Consider the following 26,295-nt stretch of genomic DNA (forward strand, 5'->3'; position numbering starts at 1 on the left):
TGCCCTGCACCGGATTCGCCACTAGAGTCGAATCAATGCAGAACACCCAGCACGCTGATGACCTGCAGTATCCGCCTCCCGCCCACGCAACCGACGGCTTTGTCCGGGTGCGCGGAGCCCGCGAGAACAATCTCCGCAACGTGGACGTTGATGTTCCCCGCGATGCAATCGTGGCGTTCACCGGGGTATCCGGCTCCGGGAAGTCATCGCTTGCTTTCGGCACGATTTACGCAGAGGCCCAGCGCCGCTACTTCGAGTCCGTTGCGCCGTACGCCCGCCGCCTCATCCAGCAGGGGCACAATCCCAAAGTGGAGCTGATCAGCGGACTGCCGCCCGCCGTCGCGCTTCAACAGCGCCGCGGCGCACCCAGCAGCCGGTCCACGGTGGGTACGGTCACGACGCTCTCCAACTCCCTGCGGATGCTCTTTTCCCGCGCGGGCACGTACCCGGCCGGCAGCACGCAGCTGGACTCGGACGCTTTCTCTCCCAACACAGCCGCCGGGGCGTGCCGGGAATGCCACGGCCTGGGGATAGCCCACACCGTCACTGAATCCTCGCTGGTCCCGGACCCGTCATTGAGCATCCGTGATGGCGCCATCGCTGCCTGGCCTGGCGCGTGGCAGGGAAAGAACCTGCGGGACATCCTGGCGCACCTGGGTTACGACGTCGACGTCCCGTGGCGCAAGCTGCCGAAGAAACACCGCGACTGGATCCTTTTCACCGAGGAACAGCCCGTGGTGGAGGTGACTCCCCAGCGCGACCGCGTGGCCAAACCGTACAAGGGGCGCTTCTGGAGTGCCAGGAGCTACGTCCTCCATACGCTGGCCGATTCGCAGAGCGCCGCCATGCGGGAGCGGGTGCTGGCGTTTATGGAGTCCGGGCCGTGCCCGCTCTGTTCAGGCACGGGGCTGACACCGGAGGCCTTGGCTGTGACGTTTGCCGGCAGGACAATTGCGGAACTCAACCGCCTCCCCATGGCGGACCTTGCGGAGATCGTCCGCCCCACGTCGGAGTTGCACGACGCCGGCACGGCCTCACGCACGCACGTTTCCGGTGAGTCGAACGAGGTCGCGGTAGCGATTACCCGGGACCTGCTCCAGCGCATCACCGTCCTGCTGGACCTCGGGCTCGGCTACCTCGCTCTGGGCCGGCCCACGCCCACCCTGTCACCGGGTGAGATGCAGCGGCTGCGCATCGCCACCCAATTGCGCTCCGGCCTCTTCGGTGTCATCTACGTGCTGGATGAACCATCCGCTGGACTCCATCCGGCCGACGCCGAACCCCTCCTGGACGTCCTGGAGCAACTGAAGGCATCCGGCAACTCGGTGTTCGTGGTGGAGCACAACATGGACGTGGTCCGCCGGGCCGACTGGCTGGTGGACGTGGGCCCGCGGGCCGGTGAAGGCGGCGGCGAGGTGCTCTACAGCGGGCCTGTGGACGGGCTGGCCAGCATCGAGGCCTCCGTCACCAGGCCATTCTTGTTTGGCGAAGCCATGCCGCAAGTGCCCGGCACTGTTCGCAAGGACCAGACACGGGAACCGGCTGGATGGCTTCAGCTGACGGACGTCAGCCGGCACAACCTGCGGGGACTGAATGCCCGTTTTCCCCTCGGTGTCCTGACTGCCGTGACCGGAGTTTCAGGCTCGGGAAAGTCCACCCTTGTCAGCCGGGTGCTTGGCGAGGTGGTTGGTGCCGGCGTCAAATCGTCTGTTGAGCTCGAGGAGTCCCCGGAGCCCCTGGCGCTGGGTGGCGTCATGGGAAGCGACCACATCGACCGCCTGGTGACCGTGGACCAGAAACCCATCGGGCGGACGCCGCGCTCCAACCTGGCTACCTACACGGGACTTTTTGACGCTGTCCGCAAAGAATTTGCTGCCACCGAACAGGCTAAGCTCCGCGGTTTCAGCGCGGGCAGGTTTTCATTCAACGTGGCCGGCGGGCGCTGTGAGACCTGCCAGGGCGAGGGCTTCGTCGCAGTGGAGCTGCTCTTCCTTCCAGGCAGTTACGGCCCATGCCCCGAATGTGCCGGTTCCCGCTACAACCCGGAAACGCTCGAGGTGGAGTACCGGGGCAAGAACGTGGCGGACGTGCTGGCCATGACGGTGGACCTCGCCGCGGAGTTCCTGGCCCACGTCCCTGCGGCCGCGCGGAGTTTGAAGAGCCTGCAGGACGTGGGGCTCGGCTATCTCCGGCTCGGGCAGCCGGCGACGGAGCTCTCCGGCGGAGAGGCGCAGCGCATCAAACTGGCCACTGAACTTCAGCGGGCGCAGCGGGGGCACACCCTGTACCTCCTGGATGAGCCCACCACCGGCCTGCACCCCGCCGACGTGGAATTGCTGATGGTTCAGCTCCACGGACTCGTAGACGCCGGAAACTCGGTGGTGGTTGTTGAGCACGAAATGGCAGTGGTGGCCGGTGCGGACTGGGTAATCGATCTGGGGCCTTCGGGCGGGGACAAAGGCGGGCAGGTCATGGCAACCGGAACACCCGCCGTCGTCGCGCAGTCTCAAAAAAGCCGCACAGCCCCGTATCTGGCCGCGGCCCTCGGTCAGGAAAGCACCAGCCAACGTCCAGAAAAATCTCGATTTGATAACGGCCGGTTGATGTCCTAGCGTGAAGTGCAAGCCCACGAGTGTGGGCGCATGAATGCCCGGTGCTGCCTCCACCAGAACTGCCCAGCTGGCAGCCACCGAACTTGACCTCTATTTGTCAGGGGTGGGCAGTGGCGCGATGATCTCCGGGGACGGAACCAGCGCAGGTGGCCTTCAGGAGCATCACCATCATGAAAAACACCACTTTCCGTACTGCCGCGCGCCGCGGAGCAACCGTGGCTGCCATTTCGGCTGCAGGTATTGCGCTTTCCGCTACCGGGGCCAACGCCGCCACCAGCACGTCAACCTGGGATGCCCTCGCCCAGTGCGAGAGCGGCGGCAACTGGGCCATCAACACAGGCAACGGCTACAGCGGTGGCCTGCAGTTCAGCCCGAGTACCTGGGCAGCATACGGCGGCACGGGATCAGCCGCTGACGCCAGCCGCGAACAGCAGATCGCCGTGGCCGAGCAGGTCCAGGCGTCGCAGGGTTGGGGCGCCTGGCCGTCCTGCGCTGCGCAGCTCGGCCTGAGCGGAGGCGCCACCGGCGTTGCGCCGCAGAGCGTTCCCGTCCAGAGCGCGCCGGTCCAAGCTCCCGTCCAGGCCGCGCCCGTCACCTCGGCGCCGGCTGTCCAGGCACCCGCTGCCAAGCACGTCACGGCTGTTGCCCTGAGCGGCGAGACTTACACGCTGCAGGCCGGCGACACCCTGAGCATTGTGGCCCAGAAGCTGGGCATTCAGGGCGGCTGGCAGCACCTTGCCGACGCGAACCTGGACACCATCTCTGACCCGAACCTCGTCTTCGAGGGACAGGTCATCCAGCTTCCCGCGTAAGCGACGGCACGTTAGTGCCCGGGTCCCGCACCGGGCTCCCTAATCGGTCGGCGATAGACAAATTCCGTTGACCAAAGAACGACGCCGGCACGCCCCCACAAGGGGCGGGCCGGCGTCGTACTTTTTGAGTGGTGTAGCCGGAAGCCTTAACTGACCACGGGCAGTTCGCGGACGATCCGGACCTTCCAGGCAGAGTCGTCGGTGGTGTCCAGGAGGGCAACGGTGCCGTGGGCCAGATTGAGGGCGACGCGCTTGGCGGCCAGGAGCTCCAGGTAGAGGTGCTCATTCATGCGGCTGGGGGTGTCGATCATGTACTTCACGGCGTCGCGGACCTTGCGGTAGTTTGCGCTGCGTTCGCGGTGCAGGTGCAGCTCCAGCGCCGACTGCTGCTTGAGCCGGGGCTCGTGGCGGTTCAGCCAGGTGACTGCGGCGTGAACGCCGACGACGAGGGTGAGCGAGACGGCATAAATCCACCATCCGCTGGAGAGCAGGAAGATCGGCAGATTGGCAATGGCAACGATCGCGATGACAACGCGCGCGGCTGCGATGCGGCGCATGGTGGTGGCGACGGCGGCCATGCCGGCGCGGAAGCCGTGCTGCTCCTTGCGCGCGGCCTCAGGGTCAAGGGTAAATTCATCGAGGACCAGGATGCCCTTTAGTTCCGGACTCAGCATCTGCCCGTAGCGGGGCACGAAGGAGTGGGCGTTTCCGGTGGTTTTTTCAACTGAAGATGTCATGAGAAGGCTTCCAAAAGGCTGGGGTGGTTGCGGTGATCTTAGTGGTTCCGTGCATCCGGTGTATGTATAGGTCCACGATGTGAACACTTTAGTGCCGGGTCTGTGGCGCCGGGCACTGCAATTGGCACATTGGCCCGCTGCCGTCAGACTGAAGGGATGCAAACTTTCCTCCCGTACCCCGATTTCCAGCAGAGCGCCGCCGCCTTGGACACTGCCCGGCTCGGCAAGCAGCGCGTCGAGGCGCTGCAGACGCTCCGGTCCCTGGTGATTCCCGGATACGGCTGGCAGACCCACCCGGCGATCCGGATGTGGATGGGCTACGTGCCCGCACTGACCATGTACGGGCTGGCGATGGTGGACGAGTGGACCAAGCGCGGGCACCCCGACAAGACCCGCGAGAACATTATCGAGTTCGCCCCGCAGGCCGCCCACCCGGACTACGCCTCGAAGATTCCTATGCCGCCGTGGCTTGGAGATCCGGACTTCCACCTCAGCCACCGCTCCAAGCTGGTGCGCAAGGAACCCAAGTTCTACAGCTCCGTCTTTACCGATGCGGTACCGGACATGGACTACCTCTGGCCTGAACCCAAGCACGAGTTCCTGCCTCATGAACCCGAGGGTGACATTCTCTGGATCCTCCGTTCGCCGCATGCCGACGTCGATCCCCACACGTTGAACACCGTGGCCCTGCCGCCCGTGCATGGGTTTACCGCTGCCGTGGCTGCTGACTCCGATGACGATTACACCCCGGTGTACATCGAGGACGGATCCCGCCGCCCGTCGAAGCAGCCCCGGAAGGCCCCGCCGAAGCAACTGGTGAAGAAGCCCACCCGCAAGCGCCTGGCGCAGGAGGAGGCCTTCTCCACGCTGCCCGGGAAGACGCCCGTGGCCGTCCCCTTCGAACACGGTGCCAAGTTTGCCGTGGGACAGGTGGTGGGCCGGCCCATCACGCTCGACGACGGTAGGTTCGGGCGGAACTTCACTGTCACGGAGATCATTGACCGGTCCGCTTTCGCCTATCCGGCACTCCTGCAGGACCCGCGCGTGTTCTTCCCGGTGGAGGCACCGTAAAGCATGACAATCCTCCTGGCCGGCTGCGGCGATCTCGGAACGGAAGCAGGACTGCGGTTCGCGGCCCAAGGACACCGTGTGGTTGGCTGGCGCCGCTCGCCCCAGAAACTGCCGGCGGCGATCGAAGGTGCGGCGGCTGACCTGAGCGCAGCCGACCTGCCGCCGGTCCCGGCCGACACCACCGCCGTCGTGATAGCCGTAGCTGCCGACTCACCAACGCAGGAGGCCTACCGGTCCGCGTACGTGCAGGGCGTCGCCAACGTCCTTGATGCGTTGGAGCGCGACGGCGTGACGCCGGAGCGGGTGCTCTTCGTCTCCTCTACCGCTGTTTATGGCGACGCGGGCGGTGGCTGGGTTGATGAGGGCACGACGGCGGTTCCCGGCGGCTTCTCCGGGCGGGTCCTTCTGGAGGCCGAGGAACTCCTGCAGGCCAGGTTTGCTGGGACAGGAACCGAGGCGGTCGCGCTCCGCCTGGGTGGCATCTACGGCCCCGGCAGGACTCGGTTGATCGACCAGGTCCGCAGCGGTTCAGCAATCATCCCGGAAGACCTCCGCTACACAAACCGCATCCATCGCGACGACGCTGCTGCTGCCATCGTCCATCTGGCCACTCTGCCTACAGCGCCGGAACCCGTTTACATCGGCGTGGACGACGACCCCGCCGATCTCGGCGCCGTACTCCGCTTTCTTGCCGCAGAGATGGGTTTGGTTGAGCCTCCCGTTGGGATTGCGGGCCCGGCCCGCGGGGGCAACAAGCGCTGCCGCAACGCTCTCCTTCACAGCACTGGTTTCGAGTTCGTCTTTCCGTCGTTCCGCGAGGGCTATCGGGACATTCTCGCCGGCAACGGGGTCCGGCACCCATAGCTCAAAGCCCCTCCCCCGGCCTGCCAGCGCTTAGGCTGTCCCCTGGACGGCAGCAACTTTGACCCGACGCGCGTGAGGAAGGCAGCTTTGGATCTTCGGCACATCATTGAGACAGTCGGAGAGTTCGTCGACTTTGCCGGGGTGGCTGTTATGGTCATCGGTGCCCTGGTTTCCATTCCTCTGGCACTCCGCGGGCACCAGCCTCGTAACCTGCCCGCTGGGGCTGAAAACCTCAGCGTTTACCGCCTCTACCGACAGCTGCTAGGCAGGTCCATCCTGCTGGGCCTCGAACTCCTGGTCGCCGCCGACATCATTCGCACCGTGGCTGTCACTCCGACGTTCGAAAGCGTCGGGGTTCTGGCCATCATCGTGCTGATCCGGACCTTCCTCAGCTTCTCGTTGGAGCTGGAAATTACGGGCCGGTGGCCGTGGCAAAAGGAGCCACGCGCCTCGGATTCCGCGGAAGCCCCGGGGCGCTGATTTCTTCACCGCGGCCTCAATGTAGGTTTTCCACATAGCCGCTCCTGGAGGCGCTTCTGTCAGTGGTCTTTGGCAGAGTTGTCCTATGGAAGCCAGTGGGGATCAGCTTGCGGAGTACGGTGGTTCTACCGCCGTACTGACGCGGGCTGGCAGCGTCTCCTCCCGTGGTTCTAAGGCGTTCGACGGCGACCCGGACTTGGGTTTTGCCGGCCCGCTGCGTGCCGTTCCCGGCCCGGTCGAGGCCGACGCGGCTGAGCCCCTTCCTGCGGCGGGGCATGCATCGGAGATCCTCCCGCCGGACAGCCCTTCCAGTCCGGATCAGCCGCTTGCTGGGGCGCCCCTCCCGTCGGACAGCCCTTCCAGTTCAGATCAGCCGCTTGTTACGGCGCCCCTCCCGCCTGGCAACCCGTCCAGTGCTGCTCAGCCCTTTGCTGCGGCACCCCTCCCGCCGGACAACCCGTCCAGTGCTGATCAGCCCCTGAGCCTGAGCGAGATCGGCAGACTCCTGGCTGCTGCCGCGGCTGCTGCCCCCAGGATTCTCGCGGCCGCTGACTACGTCGAGGCCGCCCATTATGCCGGGAAGGTCGAGGACCTCTCCCGGTCCGTGGAGTACCTGCAGGTCCTGGCCGCCGGGACGGTGGACCGCACCCGCACGCAAGCCATTTCCGCGGCGGACGCCGCCAGGGCCAGCCGCTCCCGGACAGGCAAGGGCTGGGTCACCGGCTGGGACAACGGCGTGGAAACCCTGAACGAAACAGCAGGTTCCAGCCGGGTAGTCACCTCGCCGGCCGATGACGGGTGCGCGAACACCGCAGAGTTCCTGCGGCAGCGGCTGCGGATCGGCAAGAGCGAAGCCCACCGCCGGCTCGCCCTCGCAGCGGACATCCTGCCCGCAACTACCCTCACCGGCGACACCATCCCAGCCACCCGCGAACACCTCGCCGCCGCCCTCACACCCACACCCGCAGCCCCAGCCGCCGGCAACCTCCAGGACACAACCGACACTGAGAACACCGCCAGGGACGGGGGCGAGGAAACACCAGCTGCCTGCAGCGCCGCCAGCCCGGTGGTCTCCTCACGGGCCGGGACCATCATCGCCCTGACCCTGAACAGGCTCGGCCACCTCGTCACACCCGAACGGCTGGAACTGATCGAGGAAAACCTCACCACCACAGCCGCCACCGCCGACCCGGACTTCCTCGCCCGCGTCGCCCGCCGCTGGGCCGACACCATCGACGCCGACGGCACCGAACCCAGCGAAGAAGCCCTCCGCCACACCCAAGGCGCCTTCATCCGCAAACCCCGCCACGGCCTGCACCACATCGAAATCTTCGCCACCACCGACCAGTACGAACACATCCTCACCGTCATGAACACCGCCACCAACCCCCGCACCGCCAGTGCAGGCACCACCGCCCCTGGCGCTGGTACGGGTGCCGGCACCGGTGCCGCTGGTGCTGGTACTGGTACTGATCCCTGGCGGGACGGCGACGTGGACCTGGACCGGCGCACCCGGCCGCAGAAACAGCTCGAGGGAATCGTCGGCGCCGTCAAAACCGCCCTGGCTACCAACACCCTGCCCGCCACCGGTGGCAACCGCCCCCAGATCATCGCCACCATCAACTACCAGGACCTCCTCCCCCACCACACACGCCCCAGTGGTACGGCCACCGGCACCGGGAACTTCGCCTTCACCGGCCCCGTCGCCGCCGCCACAATCCGCAAAATCGCCTGCGACGCCGACATCATCCCCGCCCTCCTCGGCACCCACGGCGAAATCCTGGACCTCGGCCGCAAAACCCGGCTCTTYACCCCCGCCCAACGCCAAGCCCTCAACRCCCGCGACCAAGGCTGCACCTTCCCCAACTGCACCGTCCCCGCCCCCTGGTGCGAAGCCCACCACATCACCTACTGGTCCCGCGGCGGCCCCACCARCACSGACAACGGCGCGCTCCTCTGCTCMGGCCACCACCACCTGATCCACAAAGAACAATGGACCATCACCATCATCAACAACACCCCCTGGTACACACCCCCAAAACACCTCGACCCACACCAAAAACCCCAACAAAACACCTACTTCAAACCACCACCCCCACCAACACCCTGGGAATGAAAGCGCGAAATGGGTTAACGCGAAATGGGTTAACGCGAAATGGGTTAAGGCGAAATGGGGGTAACACGAGAAAGGGCGGACACTAGAGAGGCGCTGGTCAACACTTGCCCTCAACAACCGTCCTTCGGCGCAGTGGCCTGCTGTTACCGCCGGGCTCCATTAGGCTTCACAGCATGACGGAAACCATCAATGCCAAGGCCGCTGAGCTTCTCCGACTTCACCAATCAGATGAGATCCTCCAGGTGATCAATGTCTGGGATGCCATCACAGCGAGAGTTATCACCGACGTCCCGGGCACCGTGGCTCTGGCTACGGCAAGCCATTCCATTGCAGCCTCGCTGGGCTACCCGGACGGCGAGAACATCCCAGTGAACGAAATGATAGAAGCGGTGGGCCGCATCGCCGCGGCTACACACTTACCGGTGAGCGCCGACCTGGAATCCGGCTACGGGGACCCGGGCGAAACAACGCGCAAGGCTATCGGCGTTGGCATTGTCGGTGGGAACGTCGAAGACCAGATGCGCCCGCTGAAAGATGCGGTGGAACAGATGTCAGCTGTAATTAAGGCTGGAGCGTCCGAAGGAATCGACTTCGTGCTGAACGCCCGGACGGATGCCTTCCTTAAAGGCAAAGACCGCGATCCCGCCCACGTTCTGGTCGACGCCATCGAACGCGGCAGGGCATTCCTGGATGTTGGTGCCACCACCGTCTTTGTGCCCGGCCTGCTCGATGAACCCTCGGTGGTTGCGCTGGTGGACGGAATCGGCTGGAACAAGGTTTCCGTCATCAACGTCCCGGGCTCCCTGCCTCCGGCCAGACTGCAGGAACTGGGAGTCGCACGAATTTCTTATGGCCCATGGACGCAAAGGATTGCGCTGACAGCACTGGCGGACGCCGCGGCCACCCTTCTAGGCGGCGGGGAGCTTCCCGCCGGTACCCGCGCCCTGAATTAGCAGGAGCGGGCGGTGAATCAGCACCAGGACATGGCGGCACGGTGGCCACTGCCAGAGGAACTGCCTCTTCCTGTCATCATGGATCAGCGCTGGATGGACGCCGTTTTTCTCCATTGGCGCATTCCGGAATCTGTTGCTGTCCGCTTTATGCCCCGGGGCGTGCTGCCAGACACCTTCGACGGAAGCTCATGGGTTGGCCTCATCGGCTTCCGCATGAAGGAGGCAGGGATTGGACGCGGACCAGGCATTCCGTACCTGGGCAGCTTCAATGAGGTCAACGTCCGCCTTTACTCCAGGGAACCTGACGGAATCCGTGGTGTCGTATTTCTGAGCCTGGATTCAAACCGGCTGCCCGTGGTCCTGGCCGCCCGGGCGGCTGGCATCCCTTACGTATGGTCGCGGACGGGTTACGAGCCGCCCTCAGTCCGGACCCCGGTCACCAGCTACTCCGTCCGCAGGTTCCGGCGGGGCGCCCACAGCACCTTTCGTGCTGCTGCGGATCATGGCACGCCGGTTGAGGATCCCCTGTCAACGCATCTGACTGCCCGATTCGGGCTGCACAGCGTCTTCAGGGGCCAAACAATCTACATCCCCAACACACACCAACCCTGGCCCCTTTACGCTGCAGACCTGCTCACGCTGGACGATGAATTGGTGGGAGCCGCGGGGATCACAGTGGATGGCCCGCCTGAGTCCGTGTTGTACTCCCCCGGTGTCCGGACCCAATTTGGCCGGCCCCGTTTCCTCGGGCACTAACTGGACCTGAAGCGATGTCCTAAGCGTCCTGCCAGCCGCTGCCCTCGTTGAAAGTGGCAACGAGGGTTCCGACTCCAGCGTTGAGGGAGTTGGACGGGTCGAAGTACAGGGACGCTTCAGAGGCACGGCTGTGGGTGATCAGCTGCTCCGCTTCCAGTTTTGCCTCGGGAACGGTAGCGCCAATGATGCCCGTGCGCGCCGGGAGTTCGGGGGTATGCACCACATCGGCATCTGTCTGGGTCAGCGGGATGGTAGTACCGGAATGGATCTCGTCATGCGGAAACTCAAACTCGGCATCGTTGGCGGCGGCAGGGATGGTGTACTCCAGGAAATAGGTCATGAATCCACTTTTGCAGAAACCCATCGCCATCGAAAGTGTGGCCAAAGGTCTGGGCATGACGTATCCCCACGTCAAGGGCCCCCTCCTATACTTGCGCCATGACCATGTGGCTATGGTTCGGCGTCGTAGCAGCCAGCGTTGTGCTGTCGTTGGCGTGGGCCATACCGCCGCCGCAGCCGCACCTACGACATCGAGCCAGCCGACTGGGCTACTTACCCAGGCCCGCCTTCCGCAGCGCCTCCGCCATGGCTGTGTTCACCGGGGCGGCCTGAGGAGCAGAGGTGCGGCCCGGCGTTGGCGCGTTGCGCGTCGGCTTTCCACCCGATCGCCCCTGTTCCTGCTTCCCGCCACGCTCCGGAACTTGGGGGCCACCTCGTCCGGTACTGGGGCTTCCGCCGCGCCCGCCACCTTGGTTCCTGCCCCGCTCTTGGTTCTGTGGCCGACCGCCGGATTTCCCTGCCGATGCGGCACCTGAACCTGCACCGCCGGAGGAGGGCTCGTCGTCGAGCCGCAGCGTCAACGAGATCCGCTTCCGCTCGGGGTCCGCCTCCAGGACCTTCACCCGGACTACCTGCCCTGACTTCACCACCTCGCGCGGATCGGAAACAAAGCGGTTGGCCAGGGCAGAGACATGGACCAGTCCGTCCTGGTGTACGCCTACATCCACGAATGCGCCGAACGCCGCGACGTTGGTCACGGTCCCCTCGAGGACCATCCCCGGCTTGAGGTCGGAAATCTTCTCGATGCCCTCCGAGAAGGTGGCAGCAGCGAAGGCGGGGCGTGGGTCCCGGCCCGGTTTGTCCAGCTCCACCAGGATGTCCTGCACCGTGGGCAGCCCGAAGGTGTCATCCACAAAGTCACGGGGGTCAAGCGAGGAAGCAGGCGCAGAACCAGCGGCAACGAGGATCTTGCGTGCCACGGCGTAGGATTCCGGGTGCACGCTCGAGGCGTCCAGGGGTTCCGCTCCCCCGGTGATGCGGAGGAAGCCCGCGCACTGTTCGAACGCCTTGGCACCGAGCCGCGGCACCTTCTTGAGGTCCGCGCGCTTGGCAAAGGGCCCGTGCTCGTTGCGGTACGCCACAATGTTTTCGCTGAGCAGAGGCCCGACGCCGGCCACCCGGCTGAGCAGCGCGGGCGAAGCAGTGTTGACGTCCACACCCACGGCGTTAACGCAGTCCTCCACCACGGCGTCCAGGCTGCGGTCGAGTTTCGACGCCGTCACATCGTGCTGATACTGGCCCACACCGATGGACTTCGGATCGATCTTCACTAGCTCCGCAAGCGGGTCCTGCAGCCTGCGGGCGATGGAAACAGCCCCGCGGAGGGACACATCCATACCGGGCAGTTCGGCTGCAGCCAGAGCGGAAGCAGAGTAGACGGATGCCCCGGCTTCTGACACCACCAGCTTTTGCGGTTTCCGTTCCACGTCCGGCAGCCGTTTGATCAGCTCGGCGGCGAGCTTGTCAGTTTCGCGGGATGCTGTTCCGTTGCCAATGGCCACGAGCTCGACGGAGTGCTGCCGCGCCAGCCGTACCAGGGTGGCCAGCGCTTCGTCCCACTTGCGGGCCGGGGCATGCGGGTACACCGTGTCCGTGGCCACCACCTTGCCGGTGCCATCCACTACAGCTACCTTCACGCCGGTTCGAAGTCCGGGGTCCAGGCCCAGCGTGGCCTTGTTCCCGGCAGGGGCGGCCAGCAGCACGTCGCGAAGATTCGCAGCGAAAACACGGACCGCCTCATCCTCGGCGGCTGCGAACATCTTGCCGCGGAGGTCGGCCGTCAGCCGGGCCAGCACGCGGGACCGCCACGCCAACTGTGCCGTTTCCATTAGCCAGTCATCGGCGGGACGCCCACGGTCCGCAACCCCGAGGCACCTGGCCACCGCCGACTCATAGCGTGAGCGCGCGGCCGCAAGGGCGCCGTCGTCCGTGGGGTCTGCTTCGGCGAGGTCGAGCTCAAGGACGCCGTCCTTCTCCCCCCGCAGCAAAGCGAGCACGCGGTGCGACGGCATGCCGGCCGGCGCCTGGGCAAACTCGAAGTAGTCAGCGAACTTCTGGCCTTCTGCCTCCTTCCCCTTCTTGACGCGCGACACCATGCGGCCCTGCGTCCAGAGGCGCTCGCGCAGGGTCGCAGCGAGATCGGGGTCCTGGGCGACGCGCTCAACGAGAATGGCGCGGGCACCCGCGAGCGCGGCGGCGGCGTCACCAACGGCATGTTCAGGGTTGAGGTACTTCGTAGCCTCGCGCTCCGGGCTGAGCTCGGGGCGCTTCAGCAAAGCGTCAGCCAGCGGCTCCAGGCCGGCTTCGCGCGCTATCTGCGCTTTGGTACGCCGCTTTGACTTGAACGGCAGGTAGATATCCTCAAGCCGCGACTTTGTGTCAGCAGCGAGGATCGCTTTTTGCAACTCGGGCGTTAGCTGGCCCTGCGCCGCAACAGCGTCGAGAACCGTACGACGGCGGTCCTCCAGTTCACGGAGGTAGCGCAGGCGTTCGTCGAGCTCGCGGAGCTGAGTGTCGTCCAGCGTTCCAGTGGCTTCCTTGCGGTACCGGGCGATGAACGGGACGGTAGACCCACCGTCGAGCAGCTCCACTGCTGCCTTCACCTGCCAGGCTTTGACGCCCAGTTCGGTGGCGATCTGGCTGTAGATTCCGTCCTCCCTTTTCGTGGGCGCGGACGGAGCAGGGGAAGGGGCGTGCGGCAGTTGAGTCACCAGAACATCTTGCCCTAAGCGGTTGCCCGGCTCCACTGCCGTGGCAGTCAAGGACGTTGGGCAAGGGTATTCCGCTGCCGCCCGCAAAGTGCTGTAGTTGAAATGCCGTCACAGGCACCGAACGCTCGAGGAAGAGGGCATCATGCGGGAACTGCTTATTGTGTTTCAGGAGGGGTTCGAGGAAGCAAACATCACCGTGACGGTGAACGGCAAGCAAGCGCGGCGGGACCTGGACGTTTCCACCAACCCAATCCTCGGCATCGCATCCGAGGTATCCGTAGAGCTGCCGGCGAAGGGCGCGCAAGTGGGTGTCGAGGTTACCAACCGGGGCCTGAAAGCGATCAAGAAGGTCAGCGGAAAGCCCAAAAGCGTGCTCGTATCCATCGAGGACGGCAAGCTGGTCATGACGGAAGGAACCGGCCGGGAGGCACTGCTCTAGCCCGCCCGGCAGGTGCCGAAACGGACTCTAGTAAATCTCCATTTGATGGAGTAGCATCTGATCACCGCCGGACCCCAGAGGAGCCCGGTGGGCCAACTTCACCAGCCGAAGGCCGTCGGATGACCTGAGGCGCCCGCTGCCGGGACAGCACACCGAGCAGCAAACGACGACGGCGGCACCCAAAGCCGGGTGCCGCCGTCGTCGCTATTTCGTGGTTGCTGTTTGGAAGGGGCTTTTAGCCGGCGTAGGCCGGGTAGTCCGTGTAGCCCTCGGCCCCGTCGGCGTAGAAGGTGGAGGGGTCCGCTTCGTTCAGCGGCAGGCTCTCGTTCCAGCGCCGAGCCAGGTCCGGATTGGCGATGGCGGGACGGCCCACCACTACGGCGTCAGCATGGCCGTCGGCCACCAGGGCAACAGCTTCCTCGCGGGTGGTGACCACGCTGAATCCGGTATTGACCAGGAAAGTGCCGCCAAAGCGGGTGCGAAGATCCTGGACCAGTTCTCCACCGGGTTCGTGGTGCAGCATGCTGAGGTAAGCAAGGTTCAGCGGGGCGATGCTGTCCACCAGAACCTCGTACGTGGCCCGAACATCAGCTGCGTCAGTCTCGGCAATGCCCTGGACGTTGTGCTCCGGGGAGATGCGGATGCCCACCCGGTTGGCTCCGACCGCTGCCACTACCGCGTTGACCGTCTCGATCACGAAACGTGCCCGGTTCTCCGGGGAACCGCCGTAGCTGTCCGTGCGGACGTTGGAGTTTGGCGCCAGGAACTCGTGGAGAAGGTAGCCGTTAGCAGAGTGAAGTTCGACGCCGTCGAAACCGGCTTCGATGGCATTCAGCGAGGCGGCGACGAATTCCTGGATCACCAGCGGCAGTTCGTCAGTGGTCAGTGCGTGCGGCACGGGGTACGGCTGCTTGCCGGACGGGGTGCGGACTTCGCCCTCGATGGCTACCGCGCTGGGTGCGACGATGGTGTTGCCGCCCGTGATGTCCGGGTGTGAGACCCTGCCGCCATGCATGATCTGGGCGAACATGCGGCCGCCTTCGGCGTGCACTGCGTCGGTGACCTTCTTCCATCCGGCCACCTGCTCTTCCGTGACGATGCCGGGCTGGCCGGGGTAGGAACGACCAGCAGGGCTGGGGTAGGTTCCTTCGCTGACGATAAGGCCGAGGGAAGCACGCTGCCGGTAATGCTCAGCAAGGAGCGGGCCGGGGATGCCTTCCTCGCCGGCGCGGAGCCGGGTCAGGGGTGCCATCACCAGCCGGTTGGGGAGCTCGAGTTCGCCAAGGGCCAGAGGGGAAAACAGCATGCGCGTCCTTTCGAAGTTTTCAACGTTCTGTCTGGCCCAACTGGGAGGCGCGTGCAACTATTCCGAATGCGGCGCGAATCACATCACGCTTGCACGGCGGGTGCTCTCCTGTGCTGTCATCACGACTGCTTAGCGCGTTGCCCCAGCTCCCGGGCAGCCCTGTCCCTGGGGGTTTGCATTGCAGTCGTCGGCATAGTTGCGGGTGAGCGACCGCCAGACACTTATGGTTTGTGGCGGAGCGTTGAATTGGCCCTGGCCAGGGATGGGCAGAGGTGGCCCGGCATTGACGGAGTACGTTCCTTGGAAGGATGTGGTCAACACGACCTGGAAGTCACCCGTGGTTCCGTAGGCGTGACTTGTCCTCGTCTTTTCACCCCAGCGGTCCTGCGGCAGCGGGCCTCCCATCGACGGCTGGGGACCGAAAACAGTTCCATCGCCGTAGTTCCAGGTGTATTGAACCGGCGTCGCGACAATGTGCACCTGCTGGCCGAACATGGTGACATCGAACTGCTGTTCCACGGCCTCCGCGTAGAAGTTGGTTTCAGCGCCCCGGAGCGTGTGGGGGCTGGGCTGGGCCACGACTGTTCCCGCGTTCACCGGCAAGCTTTGGAACTGCCGCTGAATGTCGGCGGCGATGCGGGGCAGCAAGTCCTCGGGCCGGGCGTCGTAGAGGCAGGTCGGGCCCGAATGGTGGGCCCAGACCGCACCGGGAACTCCCCGGGGCCTTGATAGCCAGGTGACAGGGATGCCCTCTTCACCGTCAGGGCCGTCCTTGCATTCGATTTGCCGGGCAAGGCAGGGAGTGTCGAAGTCGCCCCCGCCAAGGTGGCACTGAAGCTCGTACTTGTACTCGTTGGGGTCGGCATTCACGGAACCCGGTTGAGCACGGATTAGGTCGCCTGTGGTTTCGTCAACCACCCATTGATCTGCACCGATTCCGAGCCCTTTCTCCTCATAGCCCAAGGAGATGTCAGCGAACGCGAGCGTGGGAGTGACAACCAGCAGCGCCCAGGTCACACACATGACTTTTAGCGGGCTTGACTTCATCCTCTTTACCTAATCAGGCCAAGGTCAGTCATCGTCCAACCCGTTGAGCCAAAAGTAGCCGCGGCACGACTTCCGGTATTAGTGGCGGCTGTAGGAGCCTGGAAAAGACTCCCATCAGGTTTTCTAATTTCAATCGTTTCCTGTAGCACCTGAACGACGGCGTGTGGTTCTACTCCTGGTTCGAATTTAACTGAGATGGCGGGAGTTTCGATTTTTCCTCCCGACACCCAGCGGCCGTCGCTCCATGCTTCTGCCACTCCATCTTGTAGTCCGTGGCAGAAAACACAACTAGGTCCGCTTATTTCTACAAGCTTCTCGGTTTTACCGGTCTCAAATGCGTAATTTAGCGTGGCGTACCAATACCGCACGAAAGCTTCCAATCCTTCCTTCGTCTCCGTCTTCGCCACGTCGGGCAGCACGGGGACGGGAACATTGCGGGCGGGGCCGGATGCGTCGGCCGGTTTGTAGGCCGCGCTGTTCGTCGGCGTAGGGGTGGCCGAAGGACTGGGGGAGGTCGACTCTGTAGCTGTCGGGGATGCCGTTCCTGGATCTGCAGGTGCTCCACCTGCGCAGCCAGCCAACATCACCACAGCAGCAAGGAGGATGGCTACACCGCCGGAGCGGATGAGGCGAGACGTGAATACGTTGTGCGATGTCATGGGCCGCTAATCCCCCAGTAGTTTCAAGACGGCATGTTCCGGACAGTGACTTAAGGGTAGCCCAGGTCACATTTCAGCGATCAAACTTATCCACAGGCAACCCGTCCTTGGTCTTATCACCGAGGCGGAAAATTGGAAAGTAATAAAGCAGGCCGGCAACTAAGAGCGCGCGGCCCGCATCGCGCATAAGCAAGAATGCAGGGCGCACCAACAAACTGCCCCTAGCGCATTTCTACGTAACGTAGAAGAATGGCAGCATGATGTTTGAGCACACAGATGGAAATCCGGTCCTGGAACTCAGTGACGAGCAGTCCTGGCGCCTGTTGGAGGGGACCAAGCACGGACGGCTGGTGGTCTCGGTTGCCGGGGAACCGGATATCTTTCCCGTCAACTACGTCAGCTCGAGCGGCAAGCTGTATCTGAGGACTGCCCCAGGCAACAAGCTCGCCCAGCTGACCATCAATTCGGCGGTGCTCTTCGAGGCTGACGGCATCCTCTCGGACGAGGCGTGGTCCGTGGTCCTTCGGGGAAGAGCCCGGGTGCTGAGCAACTCGGCCGAACTGGCAGAGGTGGAGGAACTGGGCCTGAAGTCGTGGGTACCAACGCTCAAGGACTTCTACGTCGAGATCGAGCCCGTTGCCATTACCGGGCGCCATTTCCAGCTTGGGGACCAGCCGGAGCGCGGTTTCTAGGAATCTAGACTGAAAGCATGGCGGATAAGCTGAGCCCGGAGCAGCGCAGCTGGAACATGTCACGGATCCGGGGGAAGGACACCAAGCCCGAGCTGCTGGTGCGCAGGCTCCTCCACGCCAAGGGGTACCGCTACCGTCTGCACGGGAGAACCGGGGGCACGCGGCTTCCGGGCAATCCGGATCTCGTCTTCGCCGGCCGCCGCAAGGTCATTTTCGTCAACGGATGCTTCTGGCATTTCCATGACTGCCGGGTGGGCCAGCACGCCCCCAAAGCGAACGCTGAGTTTTGGGAGGCAAAGCGCTCACGTACCAAGGAACGCGACGCCGGCCAGCGCCGCTTGCTGGAGGAAGCCGGCTGGGAGGTGCTCACCGTGTGGGAATGCGAGCTCAAGGATGGATCTGCACTAGAGGCGCACCTGGTGCAGTTTCTGGAAAAAGAACCCCACGCTTCCAGTGGGGCCCCAAACAGACAGCATTCTTGAGGCAATCTTTAGCCTCTCCCACAGCAACCCTTGATGTGGGTCCGGAAGGATGACTGCATTGTCCCGTTTGGAGGACTGCAGCACAAAGAGTCCGGAGCACCAGCATCCCCTTTCGCCAGCTAACTGCGCCGCGCCAAGAGCGCCGCATTCAAGGCAGACGCCGAGGAAGGACTGCTGTTGATGCGCCAGTCGGCCTCCTTCTGCAAGTGGAACCAGACGAACCCCATAACATCGGGCTGGGCGGCAAGGTAGGACACCAGGCTGGTGTTCCATTCGGCTTTCGAACCGCCGGCCTCGCTGGACGCCGTCTCGGCAATCAGGATTGGTTTACCCGGCGCGAGGGTTCGGAGCGCCGCAATGCCCGGAGCAAAGAGATCCTGGGGCGAAACCCAGCTGCTCCATGCTGTGGACGTGCCCCAGTTGTACCCGTCGAGGGCCACAACATCCACGTAGCCCGCGCCCGGATAAAGCCCCGCCAGATCCGTAGAGCCCCAGTAGGGAACATTCGGAGACCACACCCATTGGACGTTGCTGGCTCCGGTAGAGGCAACGACGTCGTGGACGTGCTGCCAGGCCTGGACGTAGTCGCCCGGCTGATTGCCATTCGCCGATTCCGCCCACGGATACCAGTTGCCATTCATCTCATGGGCAAAGCGGAGCATCACCGGCTGGCCCCAGGCAGCAAGGGACTGGCCCCACTCCCGAAGGCGGCCATCAAAGTCGCCGGCGGTGATCCGGTCAAGGGCATACGCAGGCTGCTCAACGCCACCGCCCCAAGCCCACGGCTCCCACGTCACAAGCGGGACGGCTCCGCGGGCGCGCACCGCGTTCAGCTCCGTCAGTGGAGGCGACTGAAGAAAGTCTTTGTAAATGAGGACCATGGAGGGGCTCTCCCCCGCCAATACAGATACTTCGTCGAGTTCCGCGGCAGCCAGTGCTCCGCCAGGAGTGGCCACTCCAAAACGCAAGGAGTCCGTGCTGACGGTAGGCGGCTGGGGCGCCGGGGCGGCCTCCACAACGAACGGAGCGGAGGCTTTGATGGACGACGTCTTGGCTGTGACTATGACGGGGCCGCTGGATTCAGCAGGGATGGTGATGCCGGTACTGAATGCGCCCGTAGCTGTGGTTTTGAAAGGAAAGGTCGTGGAACCCACAATTACCGTCCCTGTTGTTGATGCCTTAAATCCCGTGCCGGAAACGGTAACAGCAGAGCCCGCAGGCCCGGATGAAGGACTCAAGGCGATCTGGCCAGCCGGGGCAGCATGTGCAGGTTGGATAAAGGCCACAGCCATTCCGGCTGCCACCACAAAGGCTATAACAAAAGTTCTCAGCGACCTCAACACAACAACTATTCTCCGCGTCTCCATGCGGCCCGCTGCCGCTGATCTTTTTATACGAAATGCACTGGCTCAAGTATTGGACGTAAAAACCTGCAGTCTCATCAAGAAACACACAATTCTGTTCGGAAACCACTCCCGAGTATGCGCAGCAGCCCTAACCTGAAGGGGCGTTGATGCCCCGCCTACCCCCCGGTTTCCGGAGTGGAAGACCACAGCCGAAAGGACAATGATGACCCCGTCCAATGATGCCGGTCGCCCACTGGTGGACCAGGCCGTCCTGGACCGGCTGCGTGAGGAACTCGAGGAGGACGAGGGGTATTGCAGGGTCTTCGTGGGGAACTTCATTGACTACCTCCCGCATCGCATCGGGCGCCTGCGGTTGGCCCTGACCAGCGGAGACCTGGACGGGTCGGTGGACGCCGTCCTGAGCCTGAAGACATCCAGCCAGATGGTGGGCGCCCAGCGGCTCGCCAGCCTGGCAATGGCCCTGGAAGGCGAAATCCGGACCGGAGGGCCGGACGCTGACGCCGCCGTCGTCCTTCCCAGGCTCGCGGCCTCGTTCCTGAGGCGGATCAGCCAGTGCAGCCGGCAAACGATGAGCAGGCTGCAGGATCACTGTTCGCCGGGGGCGAGCCTGTAACCTACGCCGCGAACCGTCTGGAGCCAGCGCGGCTTCTGCGGAGAATCACCAAGTTTCTTGCGCAGGTTTCCCATGTGGACCTCGACTGACCGCTCGTCAGCTTCGCTGATGTAACCCCCGACGTCGTAATCCTCGTCCCGTAGCCGGCGCACCAGGTCCGATTTGGTACGGACAGTCCTGCCTGCCTCCAGCAGGGCGTGCAGGAGTTCGAACTCGGTGCGGGTCAGGTTCATCTCGGCGCCGTCCACGGTTACCGTGCGGGAGGCATAGCTCAGCTCCAGGCCGTTATGGCTGTAATTTCCCCGCTCGGGATGCGCCTGGCCATCCGCGGACGCCTCGACTCCGGCAGCTTCCGCGGCGTCGGGAACGGTACGGGGGCGGCGCATCATCGCAGCGATGCGGGCGCGCAGCTCCCTCGGGCGGAACGGCTTTGTAAGGTAATCGTCCGCTCCGGACTCGAGGCCTATGAGGGTATCCAGCTCTTCAGTCCGGGCCGTCAGCATCACGATATAGGCGTCAGAAAACTCGCGGATCTGCCGGGAGACCTCAAAACCGTCGATGTCCGGCAAGCCAAGGTCCAGGGTGATGACATCCGGATTGAGGGTCTTCGCAGTAAGGACACCTTCGGCGCCGCTGCTTGCCACGGTCACGTCAAAGCCTGCCTGGGTCAGCACAGTCCGAACCAGTTCCCGAATGTCGTGGTCATCCTCGATGACCAGTCCGACACGTGCATCACTCATAGTGCCCCCTCAGCAGCCAACGTCAGAAGTATAGCTGGCTGCGGATATCCTGCTGATATGGCCTCGCACACCTTGTCCCGTAAGTTTCTGCGCCATGACTAACCCTGATGCGTGGTCCTCTGGCCGGGTAAGGTTCTTTCGGCGTCCTTTCCATGAGTACCGGCTGACGGACCGGGTGGCGCTCAGCCAGATGCCCCTGTTTGTGACGACGATCCTGACAGCCTTCCTGATCTGGGCGTTCTTCCCGGCCACCATGAACAATCCGCTTTTTGTCGCGTTCCTGGTGTCGCAGGCCGCAATCATGGCCCTCTGCTACCTGGTTCCCTGGGAGCGGTTGCCCTACACGAGCTTCCTGATTCTTCCGCTGCTGGATTTCGTCTCCATTGCCCTCGGCAGGGAAGGCGGGCAGGAAAGCCTGACGGGTATCAGCCTTCTTGCCGTGTTCCCGGTGATCTGGCTCTGCGCCTCCGGCTACTACCCGAGGGCTGCTTTGTGGCTGTCTTTCCTGGCGCCGCTGGCAATCATCTGGGTTCCGCTGCTGATCAAAGGAAGCTTTACGGCGCAGGATTTTGCGCGGTCGTTGCTCCTGCCCGTCATGATGCTCGGCATCGGTGTTTCCGTAAGTGTCCTGACGCTCAGCATGATGCGGCAGCAGCGGGAACTGGAGGATAAGGACGCGCAATTGCAGGCCAACCTGCGCACCAGCCAGCGCCAGGAAGCGCTGTTGAACACCGTCCTGGACACTGTCCATCTGGGCGTCCTCGCCGTGGACGCGGATGGGCATGACGTGCTGATGAACCGGAAGCAGCGGACCAACCACGAACTGGCGCGGCCCAAGGAGATAGCTGACCCTAACGAGTCCCAACTGCTCGTGTTCGGGCCGGACCGGAAGACGTTGGTTCCAGTGCAGGAACGCCCGGTCCGCCGTGCCGTCCTCGGGGAAACCTTCACGGATTACCTTGTGTGGCTGGGCTCGGGCAAGGAGCAGCGGGCTTTCGTGACCACCGCCCGGGCCATGAAGGACGCTGAGGGGAAGTTCTCCGGCTCCGTGATTGCCTTCAGCGACGTTACGGACCTCGTCAACGCCCTGGCGGCAAAGGATGACTTCGTCTCCAGCGTCTCGCATGAATTCCGGACACCCCTGACGTCAATTCTTGGGTACGTGGAAATCCTGCTCGAAGATGAGCCGGCCGAGTCGCAGCGGGCCATGCTCGAGATCATCCGCAGGAACTCGGAGCGGCTATTGACGTTGGTCAGCGACCTGCTTGCCAGCCGCCACGGACAGCTGATTGTCACGCCCCACTCCGTCGACGTGGCCGACCTGGTGCGCAGCAGCGTTTCCTCGGCCATGCCCAAGGCGGCCGCGTCAGGAGTGGTACTGGCCGCGGATACCCCGGAGCGGCTGGAGGCCCACGTGGACGGCCCGCGCATTTCCCAAGTGCTGGACAACCTCGTGTCCAACGCCATCAAGTACTCCCCCGACGGCGGCAACGTGCTGGTCACCCTGGCGCAGGAGGACGGCCACCTTACGTGCCGGGTCAGCGATACCGGCATGGGCATGAGCGCCGAAGACGCCTCGGAAGTGTTTGCCAAGTTCTTCCGCACCAGCAACGTCCGCAGGACAGCCATCCCTGGCGTTGGTTTGGGCCTGCCCATCAGCAAGGCCATCGTTGAGGCCCATGGCGGGAACATTGAAGTGGCAAGCTCGCTGGGCCAGGGAACCACGTTCACGTTCCGGGTCCCGGTGTAACAAGGCCAGCGCGTACGACGGCGGCAGGCAGTCCGAGCGTTAGGCGCCGGTGCGGGCCTAACGTGGGCCAACGTACGACGGCGGCAGGGCAGCCCCAGCGTTAGCCCGCGTTCCGGGCCTGCCCTGGGCCCACGCCCGCCGGGTTCCCTGGCCGAGCCGGGCCCACGACCGCAGGGTTCCCCGGCCGAGCTTGCGAGGTCAGGGAGCGGCCGGGGAGGTTAGGGGGCGGGTGGGGACTTCGCCCCAGGACTGGCGGGCGAGTTCCGCAATCGAGGCGAGGATTTCCGACGGCGGCCTGGACAGGTCCAGCGGGAACTCCACAATGTCGATGTCTGTGTTCAGGATGCGGCGCAGCTTGACCTCACCGGATCCAGCGTAGACCAGCCAGGCCGTGGGCACCGCCAAAGCGGTGCAGTGGGCGAGCATTTGGTAATGGTCGGCTGTGAGCGAGGCGCCGAGGTCGGACGCGGCCTTGTACTTGGCGTTGTAGACCACCACGGGCCGTCCGCCCAGCAGGTGCACGGCATCCGGCCGCACGGACAACCGGTCCGCGTCCCGCACCGCCTCGCTGAGGAGCGCGTTGTACTGAAGCCGGAGCTCTCCCGGGTAGGCAGCCATCGCCTCCCGCAATGCCGTGCCGACAAAATCCTCAAACACCTGGGCCATGTCCACTACGAACGCAGCCGTCTGCTGCTTGCCCTGGCCCGCTTCAGCCGAGGCGTTCCGGAGAATGAGTTCCGCCAGGCGGAGGACGGAGTGGTAGCGGAGGTTCATCCGGCTGGCCGTCCACGGCGGCAGCGGCGCGCCGGCGGGAAGGCGGGTGACGGCGTCGAGCTTTCCCTTAAGCTGGCGCAGCCGGCTCAGCACCTCGGGACGGACCCGCGGCACCTGGCTCATCCGCTCCAGCGCGGCACGCAGGATACGGTTTTCGGCGATGTCCTCGCTGAACTCGTCGTAGGACACCTCGAGGGGCACCAGCATGCCGGGCCGCCGGGAAATCTGGTCCGAGATGCGGATGCGTCCCTTGACGGTGCGGAGCGCCTCGTCCACGGTGCGGTACCCCTGCAGCACACCGCGTCCCAGAGCCCGTTCGGCGAGCTGCGCCAGCGACTCAGCCAGCGCGCTCCAGAGCTCCCGGTCCTCCATGGCAGCGACGGAGTCGGGGCGGAACCCCTGGTCGCCCGCATAGCTGAGCAGGAACAGGAGCCGGCTGAGTCCCAGCCGGTCCTTGGGCCGGACGTCCAGTTGCACCGTGGGAGTCCGCACCGAGCCCACCTTGCCCACGGGCTCGATCCGGTACAGGCCGAGGCCCATGGGCGACGCCTTGGCGAGGCCACTGGCGTTCAGGAACGAGGCGCTGGCCGGATCCAGCCGTTCCACCATCCCGCGGGACATTTCGTCCAGCACCAGGTGCCGGACAGATGCGCCGGGGTCAACGGCCTGCAAGGCGTTCCAGCAGCCGGTCCAGTCCGAAGCGTTCCTCGAGCTGGGCCCGGGTCAGCTGGCCGTGGTAGTGCTCCTCGAGCAGGGGCATCAGCTCGTACTTCCAGATCCGCCGCAGCCCGGCAGGGGTTTGGGCTGCCGGCTTCATAAAGTACGACGGGCCGATCATGAGGTCCCGGTCCCACTCGTCGATGGCGGCGTTGAGGGCGTCCAGCAGCAGTGCCGGGGTGGTGTCCAGCTGCCGGGCCTCGAGGAACCGGAGCAACGAGCCCTTCACCGGTTCGGTCTGCGGGTGCAGCTCGATGAAGGCAAAACGACGGCGGATGGCGGCATCCATCATGGCGATGGACCGGTCGGCGGTGTTCATGGTGCCGATGATGTAGAGGTTGTCCGGCAGCGTGAACGGCTCATTGGGGCTGTACTGCAGATAGATCCGGTCATCGCGGTACTCCAGCAGGAAGTACAGCTCGCCGAACACCTTGGCGAGGTTGGCGCGGTTCATCTCGTCGATGATGAGGAAGTACGGCTTCTTCTCGTTGCCGGGCTTGGCCGCTTCTTCGGCGAGGCGGCGGAGCGGACCGGCCACGAGTTTGAAGGACACCTGCCCTTCGTCTGTCTTGTCCGGCCGGTAGCCTTCGAAAAAGTCCTCGTAGGCATACGAAGGGTGGAACTGAACCAGTTTGACCCGCTCGTCCGTGGTGTCGTCCGCCAACTCCGCCGCGAGGTGCTTCGCCAGGTAGGTCTTGCCGGTGCCCGGCGGACCGTACAGCACCAGCTGCCGGTTCTCCTCCAGCAGTTCGGCGATCTCCTGGAGCGGCTCCAGCTCCATGTGCAGGGAATCCGCGAACTCGCGCGTCAGCGGACGGAAGCCCTCCTGGACGAGAGGGACGACGGCGGCCGCTTCAGCATCGCCGTCGGGCTCTGTTTCCGCTTCTGCGGGCAGCAGGCCCTGCAGCGCCTGCACCACTCTGGTCAGGTCAACAACGATCCCGGGTGTGGCCAGCTGCCGCTGCACGTGGCGGGGAAGGCTGGTGGTGGCGTGGCCTTCGTCGAACCAGCGGACCTTCCGGCGCAGCCGCCGGTTGTCCTCGTTGTGTTCGGGCTCCCCCAGTACGACGCCGAGCCGCACCTTTCCGGCGTGCTGGTAAAGCGCCAGGTCCCCGGGCTTCATCACGGTCAGGAACGCAAAAACAGCGGTCTTGGTGTCCTCGCGCTCCACATAGCCGAGGTGCTTGTAGTCCTCGTCCACGGCATGCTGGACCACCCCCGCCGTGACGCCGGGGCCCAGCAGGCGGAGATGTTCGACGTCGAGCGTCACCTTTTCCTCGCCCTGCCAGGCGGTGAGCAGCTCGGTGTTGTCGCTGTGCGTGCGCAGCAGCCAAGCCCGGCGGCCGGGGTCTCCTACCTTGCGCCATTGGCTGACCAGCTGGCGGGCATACCAGTCGATGCGTTGCCCGGCCTGCTCATCAAGGTGCAGGCGGATGCGGTGGATGTCTGCGGTGATGTCCTCTTCCGCGTCGCCTTTTGCGCCGCCCACCAGCGAGGCGAAGGCATCGCGGATTTCCTGGCGCTCCACGTCCGCCACTACGGGCTCGAAATAGCTGGGCCAGGTGAGGAATTCGACGCTGCGGCGGATGGCGGGCTGGTCCCCTGGAGTGGCAGCGGCGAGGCGGTGGAACTTCAGCGGGTCCTGCAGGGCTTCGGCAATGTCCGCCGTGGTCTGCTGGTCCACCTGCTGCACAAAACGGCAGAGCCACCCCAGGTGGTCCCAGATGGTCCAGTTGAACTCGGCCGTCCGGTCGCGGATGACGCCGTGGTCCGTGAGGCCCTGGTACAGCTCCTCGGGCAGCTCCAGCGGAGGCTCGAGCCAGGAAGCAGCCTCGGCCACACGGGCGCGCTTGACCTTCAGCGACTTCACCTCGTGGGCCAGGGGCAGCGACTGCAGGAACAGCAGTTCCACGGCCAGCTGCTTCGCTTCCCGGGACGCACCGTCGAGGTTCTGCCGAAGGTTGGTCATCATAGGTGCCTTCGGATCCGGGGTACCCCGTTCCAGCCTGTCCAGGAGCTCCGCCGCCGCCTCCGACGTCCACGTCATGGTGCGTCCGTCCAGCGCAGACGGCTTCCCGAGGAGCCCAGGGCCAAGCACGAACCACGCCGCCTCCTCAATTTCCCGGGAGACACCGAGGGCACGGGAGACACCGAGGGCACGGGGCATGGCAGCAGTGGAGGCGGGGGTCATGGATTCAAATTTACAGGGTGAAGCTGGATGGGCGCTCAGAGCTGGTGGGCACCCGGTGACTCCTGGC

Annotated in this window: 24 protein-coding genes; 14 read left to right on the top strand and 10 right to left on the bottom strand. The window is 64.5% G+C overall.

Annotation, left to right across the window (positions count from 1 at the left end; genetic code table 11):
• Positions 1–35: 35 nt before the first annotated feature.
• Together uvrA and G6R19_RS12940 are read left to right on the top strand one after the other, a co-directional pair.
• A complete protein-coding gene (gene uvrA, locus G6R19_RS12935; RefSeq protein WP_163165539.1) occupies positions 36–2,612 on the top strand; it encodes an excinuclease ABC subunit UvrA in 2,577 nt (858 codons plus the stop codon).
• A gap of 170 nt (positions 2,613–2,782) precedes the next feature.
• Positions 2,783–3,424, top strand: a complete 642-nt coding sequence (locus tag G6R19_RS12940) for a transglycosylase family protein (protein ID WP_163165541.1) — start codon at positions 2,783–2,785, stop codon at positions 3,422–3,424.
• Between the two features lie 146 nt (positions 3,425–3,570).
• Here the strand turns inward: G6R19_RS12940 and G6R19_RS12945 are convergent, their stop codons facing one another.
• Positions 3,571–4,161 (bottom strand): hypothetical protein, encoded by a 591-nt coding sequence (locus tag G6R19_RS12945; protein ID WP_163165543.1) that lies wholly within the window; start codon positions 4,159–4,161, stop codon positions 3,571–3,573.
• Between the two features lie 156 nt (positions 4,162–4,317).
• Between G6R19_RS12945 and G6R19_RS12950 the strand changes: the two genes are divergently transcribed.
• From G6R19_RS12950 to G6R19_RS12975, 6 genes are all read left to right on the top strand, one after another.
• Positions 4,318–5,232: an MSMEG_6728 family protein gene (locus G6R19_RS12950; protein ID WP_163165545.1), complete on the top strand. Its 915-nt coding sequence runs from the start codon at positions 4,318–4,320 to the stop codon at positions 5,230–5,232.
• A gap of 3 nt (positions 5,233–5,235) precedes the next feature.
• Positions 5,236–6,096 carry an SDR family oxidoreductase gene (locus G6R19_RS12955; protein WP_163165547.1) on the top strand — a complete coding sequence of 287 codons (861 nt, stop codon included), beginning with the start codon at positions 5,236–5,238 and terminating at the stop codon, positions 6,094–6,096.
• 87 nt (positions 6,097–6,183) lie between these two features.
• Positions 6,184–6,576: a DUF1622 domain-containing protein gene (locus G6R19_RS12960; protein WP_163165549.1), complete on the top strand. Its 393-nt coding sequence runs from the start codon at positions 6,184–6,186 to the stop codon at positions 6,574–6,576.
• Between the two features lie 85 nt (positions 6,577–6,661).
• Positions 6,662–8,692 (top strand): HNH endonuclease signature motif containing protein, encoded by a 2,031-nt coding sequence (locus G6R19_RS12965; RefSeq protein WP_163165551.1) that lies wholly within the window; start codon positions 6,662–6,664, stop codon positions 8,690–8,692.
• A gap of 173 nt (positions 8,693–8,865) precedes the next feature.
• Entirely contained in the window at positions 8,866–9,645 is a 780-nt protein-coding gene (locus G6R19_RS12970; RefSeq protein ID WP_163165553.1) for an isocitrate lyase/phosphoenolpyruvate mutase family protein, read from the top strand.
• Between the two features lie 30 nt (positions 9,646–9,675).
• Positions 9,676–10,401: a DUF2071 domain-containing protein gene (locus G6R19_RS12975; RefSeq protein ID WP_163165772.1), complete on the top strand. Its 726-nt coding sequence runs from the start codon at positions 9,676–9,678 to the stop codon at positions 10,399–10,401.
• 19 nt (positions 10,402–10,420) lie between these two features.
• On the opposite strand, the gene G6R19_RS12980 is transcribed toward G6R19_RS12975, so the two are convergent.
• Together G6R19_RS12980 and G6R19_RS12985 are read right to left on the bottom strand one after the other, a co-directional pair.
• Positions 10,421–10,741: a hypothetical protein gene (locus G6R19_RS12980; protein ID WP_163165554.1), complete on the bottom strand. Its 321-nt coding sequence runs from the start codon at positions 10,739–10,741 to the stop codon at positions 10,421–10,423.
• A 208-nt stretch (positions 10,742–10,949) separates the two neighbouring features.
• Positions 10,950–13,451, bottom strand: a complete 2,502-nt coding sequence (locus G6R19_RS12985; RefSeq protein ID WP_163165556.1) for a Tex family protein — start codon at positions 13,449–13,451, stop codon at positions 10,950–10,952.
• A 142-nt stretch (positions 13,452–13,593) separates the two neighbouring features.
• Between G6R19_RS12985 and G6R19_RS12990 the strand changes: the two genes are divergently transcribed.
• Positions 13,594–13,890, top strand: a complete 297-nt coding sequence (locus G6R19_RS12990) for a hypothetical protein (protein WP_163165558.1) — start codon at positions 13,594–13,596, stop codon at positions 13,888–13,890.
• 235 nt (positions 13,891–14,125) lie between these two features.
• Here G6R19_RS12990 and G6R19_RS12995 read toward each other — a convergent pair whose 3' ends face one another.
• The 3 genes from G6R19_RS12995 to G6R19_RS20450 all read right to left on the bottom strand — a co-directional run bounded on the left by G6R19_RS12995 (position 14,126) and on the right by G6R19_RS20450 (position 16,902).
• A complete protein-coding gene (locus tag G6R19_RS12995; RefSeq protein ID WP_163165560.1) occupies positions 14,126–15,196 on the bottom strand; it encodes an alkene reductase in 1,071 nt (356 codons plus the stop codon).
• A gap of 129 nt (positions 15,197–15,325) precedes the next feature.
• Positions 15,326–16,243, bottom strand: coding sequence for a hypothetical protein (locus G6R19_RS13005; protein WP_240341872.1), 918 nt, complete (start codon positions 16,241–16,243; stop codon positions 15,326–15,328).
• Between the two features lie 5 nt (positions 16,244–16,248).
• Positions 16,249–16,902 (bottom strand): DUF6318 family protein, encoded by a 654-nt coding sequence (locus tag G6R19_RS20450; protein ID WP_346010082.1) that lies wholly within the window; start codon positions 16,900–16,902, stop codon positions 16,249–16,251.
• 257 nt (positions 16,903–17,159) lie between these two features.
• Here G6R19_RS20450 and G6R19_RS13010 point away from each other — a divergent pair, with 257 nt between their 5' ends.
• Positions 17,160–17,594, top strand: coding sequence for a pyridoxamine 5'-phosphate oxidase family protein (locus tag G6R19_RS13010; protein WP_163165562.1), 435 nt, complete (start codon positions 17,160–17,162; stop codon positions 17,592–17,594).
• A gap of 17 nt (positions 17,595–17,611) precedes the next feature.
• The gene (locus G6R19_RS13015) at positions 17,612–18,076 is read left to right on the top strand and encodes a very short patch repair endonuclease (protein ID WP_163165564.1); all 465 of its coding nucleotides are present in this window, start codon (positions 17,612–17,614) and stop codon (positions 18,074–18,076) included.
• 119 nt (positions 18,077–18,195) lie between these two features.
• On the opposite strand, the gene G6R19_RS13020 is transcribed toward G6R19_RS13015, so the two are convergent.
• Positions 18,196–19,230, bottom strand: coding sequence for a glycosyl hydrolase (locus G6R19_RS13020; protein ID WP_240341873.1), 1,035 nt, complete (start codon positions 19,228–19,230; stop codon positions 18,196–18,198).
• Here G6R19_RS13020 and G6R19_RS20455 point away from each other — a divergent pair.
• Positions 19,220–19,579, top strand: coding sequence for a hypothetical protein (locus G6R19_RS20455; protein WP_240341874.1), 360 nt, complete (start codon positions 19,220–19,222; stop codon positions 19,577–19,579). The two genes, G6R19_RS13020 and G6R19_RS20455, sit on opposite strands and share 11 nt — an antisense overlap.
• Positions 19,580–19,645: 66 nt before the next feature.
• Positions 19,646–20,056: an Hpt domain-containing protein gene (locus tag G6R19_RS13025; RefSeq protein ID WP_163165568.1), complete on the top strand. Its 411-nt coding sequence runs from the start codon at positions 19,646–19,648 to the stop codon at positions 20,054–20,056.
• On the opposite strand, the gene G6R19_RS13030 is transcribed toward G6R19_RS13025, so the two are convergent.
• The gene (locus tag G6R19_RS13030; RefSeq protein WP_163165570.1) at positions 20,029–20,796 is read right to left on the bottom strand and encodes a response regulator transcription factor; all 768 of its coding nucleotides are present in this window, start codon (positions 20,794–20,796) and stop codon (positions 20,029–20,031) included. The genes G6R19_RS13025 and G6R19_RS13030 overlap by 28 nt on opposite strands.
• Positions 20,797–20,890: 94 nt before the next feature.
• Between G6R19_RS13030 and G6R19_RS13035 the strand changes: the two genes are divergently transcribed.
• Positions 20,891–22,546 (top strand): PAS domain-containing sensor histidine kinase, encoded by a 1,656-nt coding sequence (locus tag G6R19_RS13035; RefSeq protein WP_163165572.1) that lies wholly within the window; start codon positions 20,891–20,893, stop codon positions 22,544–22,546.
• 198 nt (positions 22,547–22,744) lie between these two features.
• Here G6R19_RS13035 and G6R19_RS13040 read toward each other — a convergent pair whose 3' ends face one another.
• Positions 22,745–23,941 (bottom strand): restriction endonuclease, encoded by a 1,197-nt coding sequence (locus G6R19_RS13040; protein WP_205484415.1) that lies wholly within the window; start codon positions 23,939–23,941, stop codon positions 22,745–22,747.
• Positions 23,942–23,978: 37 nt separating this feature from the next.
• The gene (locus G6R19_RS13045; RefSeq protein ID WP_163165574.1) at positions 23,979–26,228 is read right to left on the bottom strand and encodes an AAA family ATPase; all 2,250 of its coding nucleotides are present in this window, start codon (positions 26,226–26,228) and stop codon (positions 23,979–23,981) included.
• Positions 26,229–26,295 lie beyond the last annotated feature (67 nt).

Source organism: Arthrobacter sp. Alg241-R88 (genome assembly GCF_900537115.1).
Lineage (GTDB): Bacteria > Actinomycetota > Actinomycetes > Actinomycetales > Micrococcaceae > Arthrobacter.

What these genes read in the sequence shown, in the direction of transcription:
- uvrA (WP_163165539.1), top strand. Translation starts at nt 36, where the DNA reads ATGCAGAACACCCAGCACGCTGATGACCTGCAGTATCCGCCTCCCGCC.
- G6R19_RS13015 (WP_163165564.1), top strand. Translation starts at nt 17,612, where the DNA reads ATGGCGGATAAGCTGAGCCCGGAGCAGCGCAGCTGGAACATGTCACGG.
- G6R19_RS13010 (WP_163165562.1), top strand. Translation starts at nt 17,160, where the DNA reads ATGATGTTTGAGCACACAGATGGAAATCCGGTCCTGGAACTCAGTGAC.
- G6R19_RS12955 (WP_163165547.1), top strand. Translation starts at nt 5,236, where the DNA reads ATGACAATCCTCCTGGCCGGCTGCGGCGATCTCGGAACGGAAGCAGGA.
- G6R19_RS12940 (WP_163165541.1), top strand. Translation starts at nt 2,783, where the DNA reads ATGAAAAACACCACTTTCCGTACTGCCGCGCGCCGCGGAGCAACCGTG.
- G6R19_RS12995 (WP_163165560.1), bottom strand. Translation starts at nt 15,196, where the DNA reads ATGCTGTTTTCCCCTCTGGCCCTTGGCGAACTCGAGCTCCCCAACCGG.
- G6R19_RS13005 (WP_240341872.1), bottom strand. Translation starts at nt 16,243, where the DNA reads ATGAAGTCAAGCCCGCTAAAAGTCATGTGTGTGACCTGGGCGCTGCTG.
- G6R19_RS20450 (WP_346010082.1), bottom strand. Translation starts at nt 16,902, where the DNA reads ATGACATCGCACAACGTATTCACGTCTCGCCTCATCCGCTCCGGCGGT.
- G6R19_RS12970 (WP_163165553.1), top strand. Translation starts at nt 8,866, where the DNA reads ATGACGGAAACCATCAATGCCAAGGCCGCTGAGCTTCTCCGACTTCAC.
- G6R19_RS12990 (WP_163165558.1), top strand. Translation starts at nt 13,594, where the DNA reads ATGCGGGAACTGCTTATTGTGTTTCAGGAGGGGTTCGAGGAAGCAAAC.
- G6R19_RS13040 (WP_205484415.1), bottom strand. Translation starts at nt 23,941, where the DNA reads ATGTCCCGCGGGATGGTGGAACGGCTGGATCCGGCCAGCGCCTCGTTC.
- G6R19_RS12980 (WP_163165554.1), bottom strand. Translation starts at nt 10,741, where the DNA reads ATGACCTATTTCCTGGAGTACACCATCCCTGCCGCCGCCAACGATGCC.
- G6R19_RS13030 (WP_163165570.1), bottom strand. Translation starts at nt 20,796, where the DNA reads ATGAGTGATGCACGTGTCGGACTGGTCATCGAGGATGACCACGACATT.
- G6R19_RS12945 (WP_163165543.1), bottom strand. Translation starts at nt 4,161, where the DNA reads ATGACATCTTCAGTTGAAAAAACCACCGGAAACGCCCACTCCTTCGTG.
- G6R19_RS12975 (WP_163165772.1), top strand. Translation starts at nt 9,676, where the DNA reads ATGGCGGCACGGTGGCCACTGCCAGAGGAACTGCCTCTTCCTGTCATC.
- G6R19_RS13035 (WP_163165572.1), top strand. Translation starts at nt 20,891, where the DNA reads ATGACTAACCCTGATGCGTGGTCCTCTGGCCGGGTAAGGTTCTTTCGG.
- G6R19_RS13045 (WP_163165574.1), bottom strand. Translation starts at nt 26,228, where the DNA reads ATGACCCCCGCCTCCACTGCTGCCATGCCCCGTGCCCTCGGTGTCTCC.
- G6R19_RS12950 (WP_163165545.1), top strand. Translation starts at nt 4,318, where the DNA reads ATGCAAACTTTCCTCCCGTACCCCGATTTCCAGCAGAGCGCCGCCGCC.
- G6R19_RS13025 (WP_163165568.1), top strand. Translation starts at nt 19,646, where the DNA reads ATGACCCCGTCCAATGATGCCGGTCGCCCACTGGTGGACCAGGCCGTC.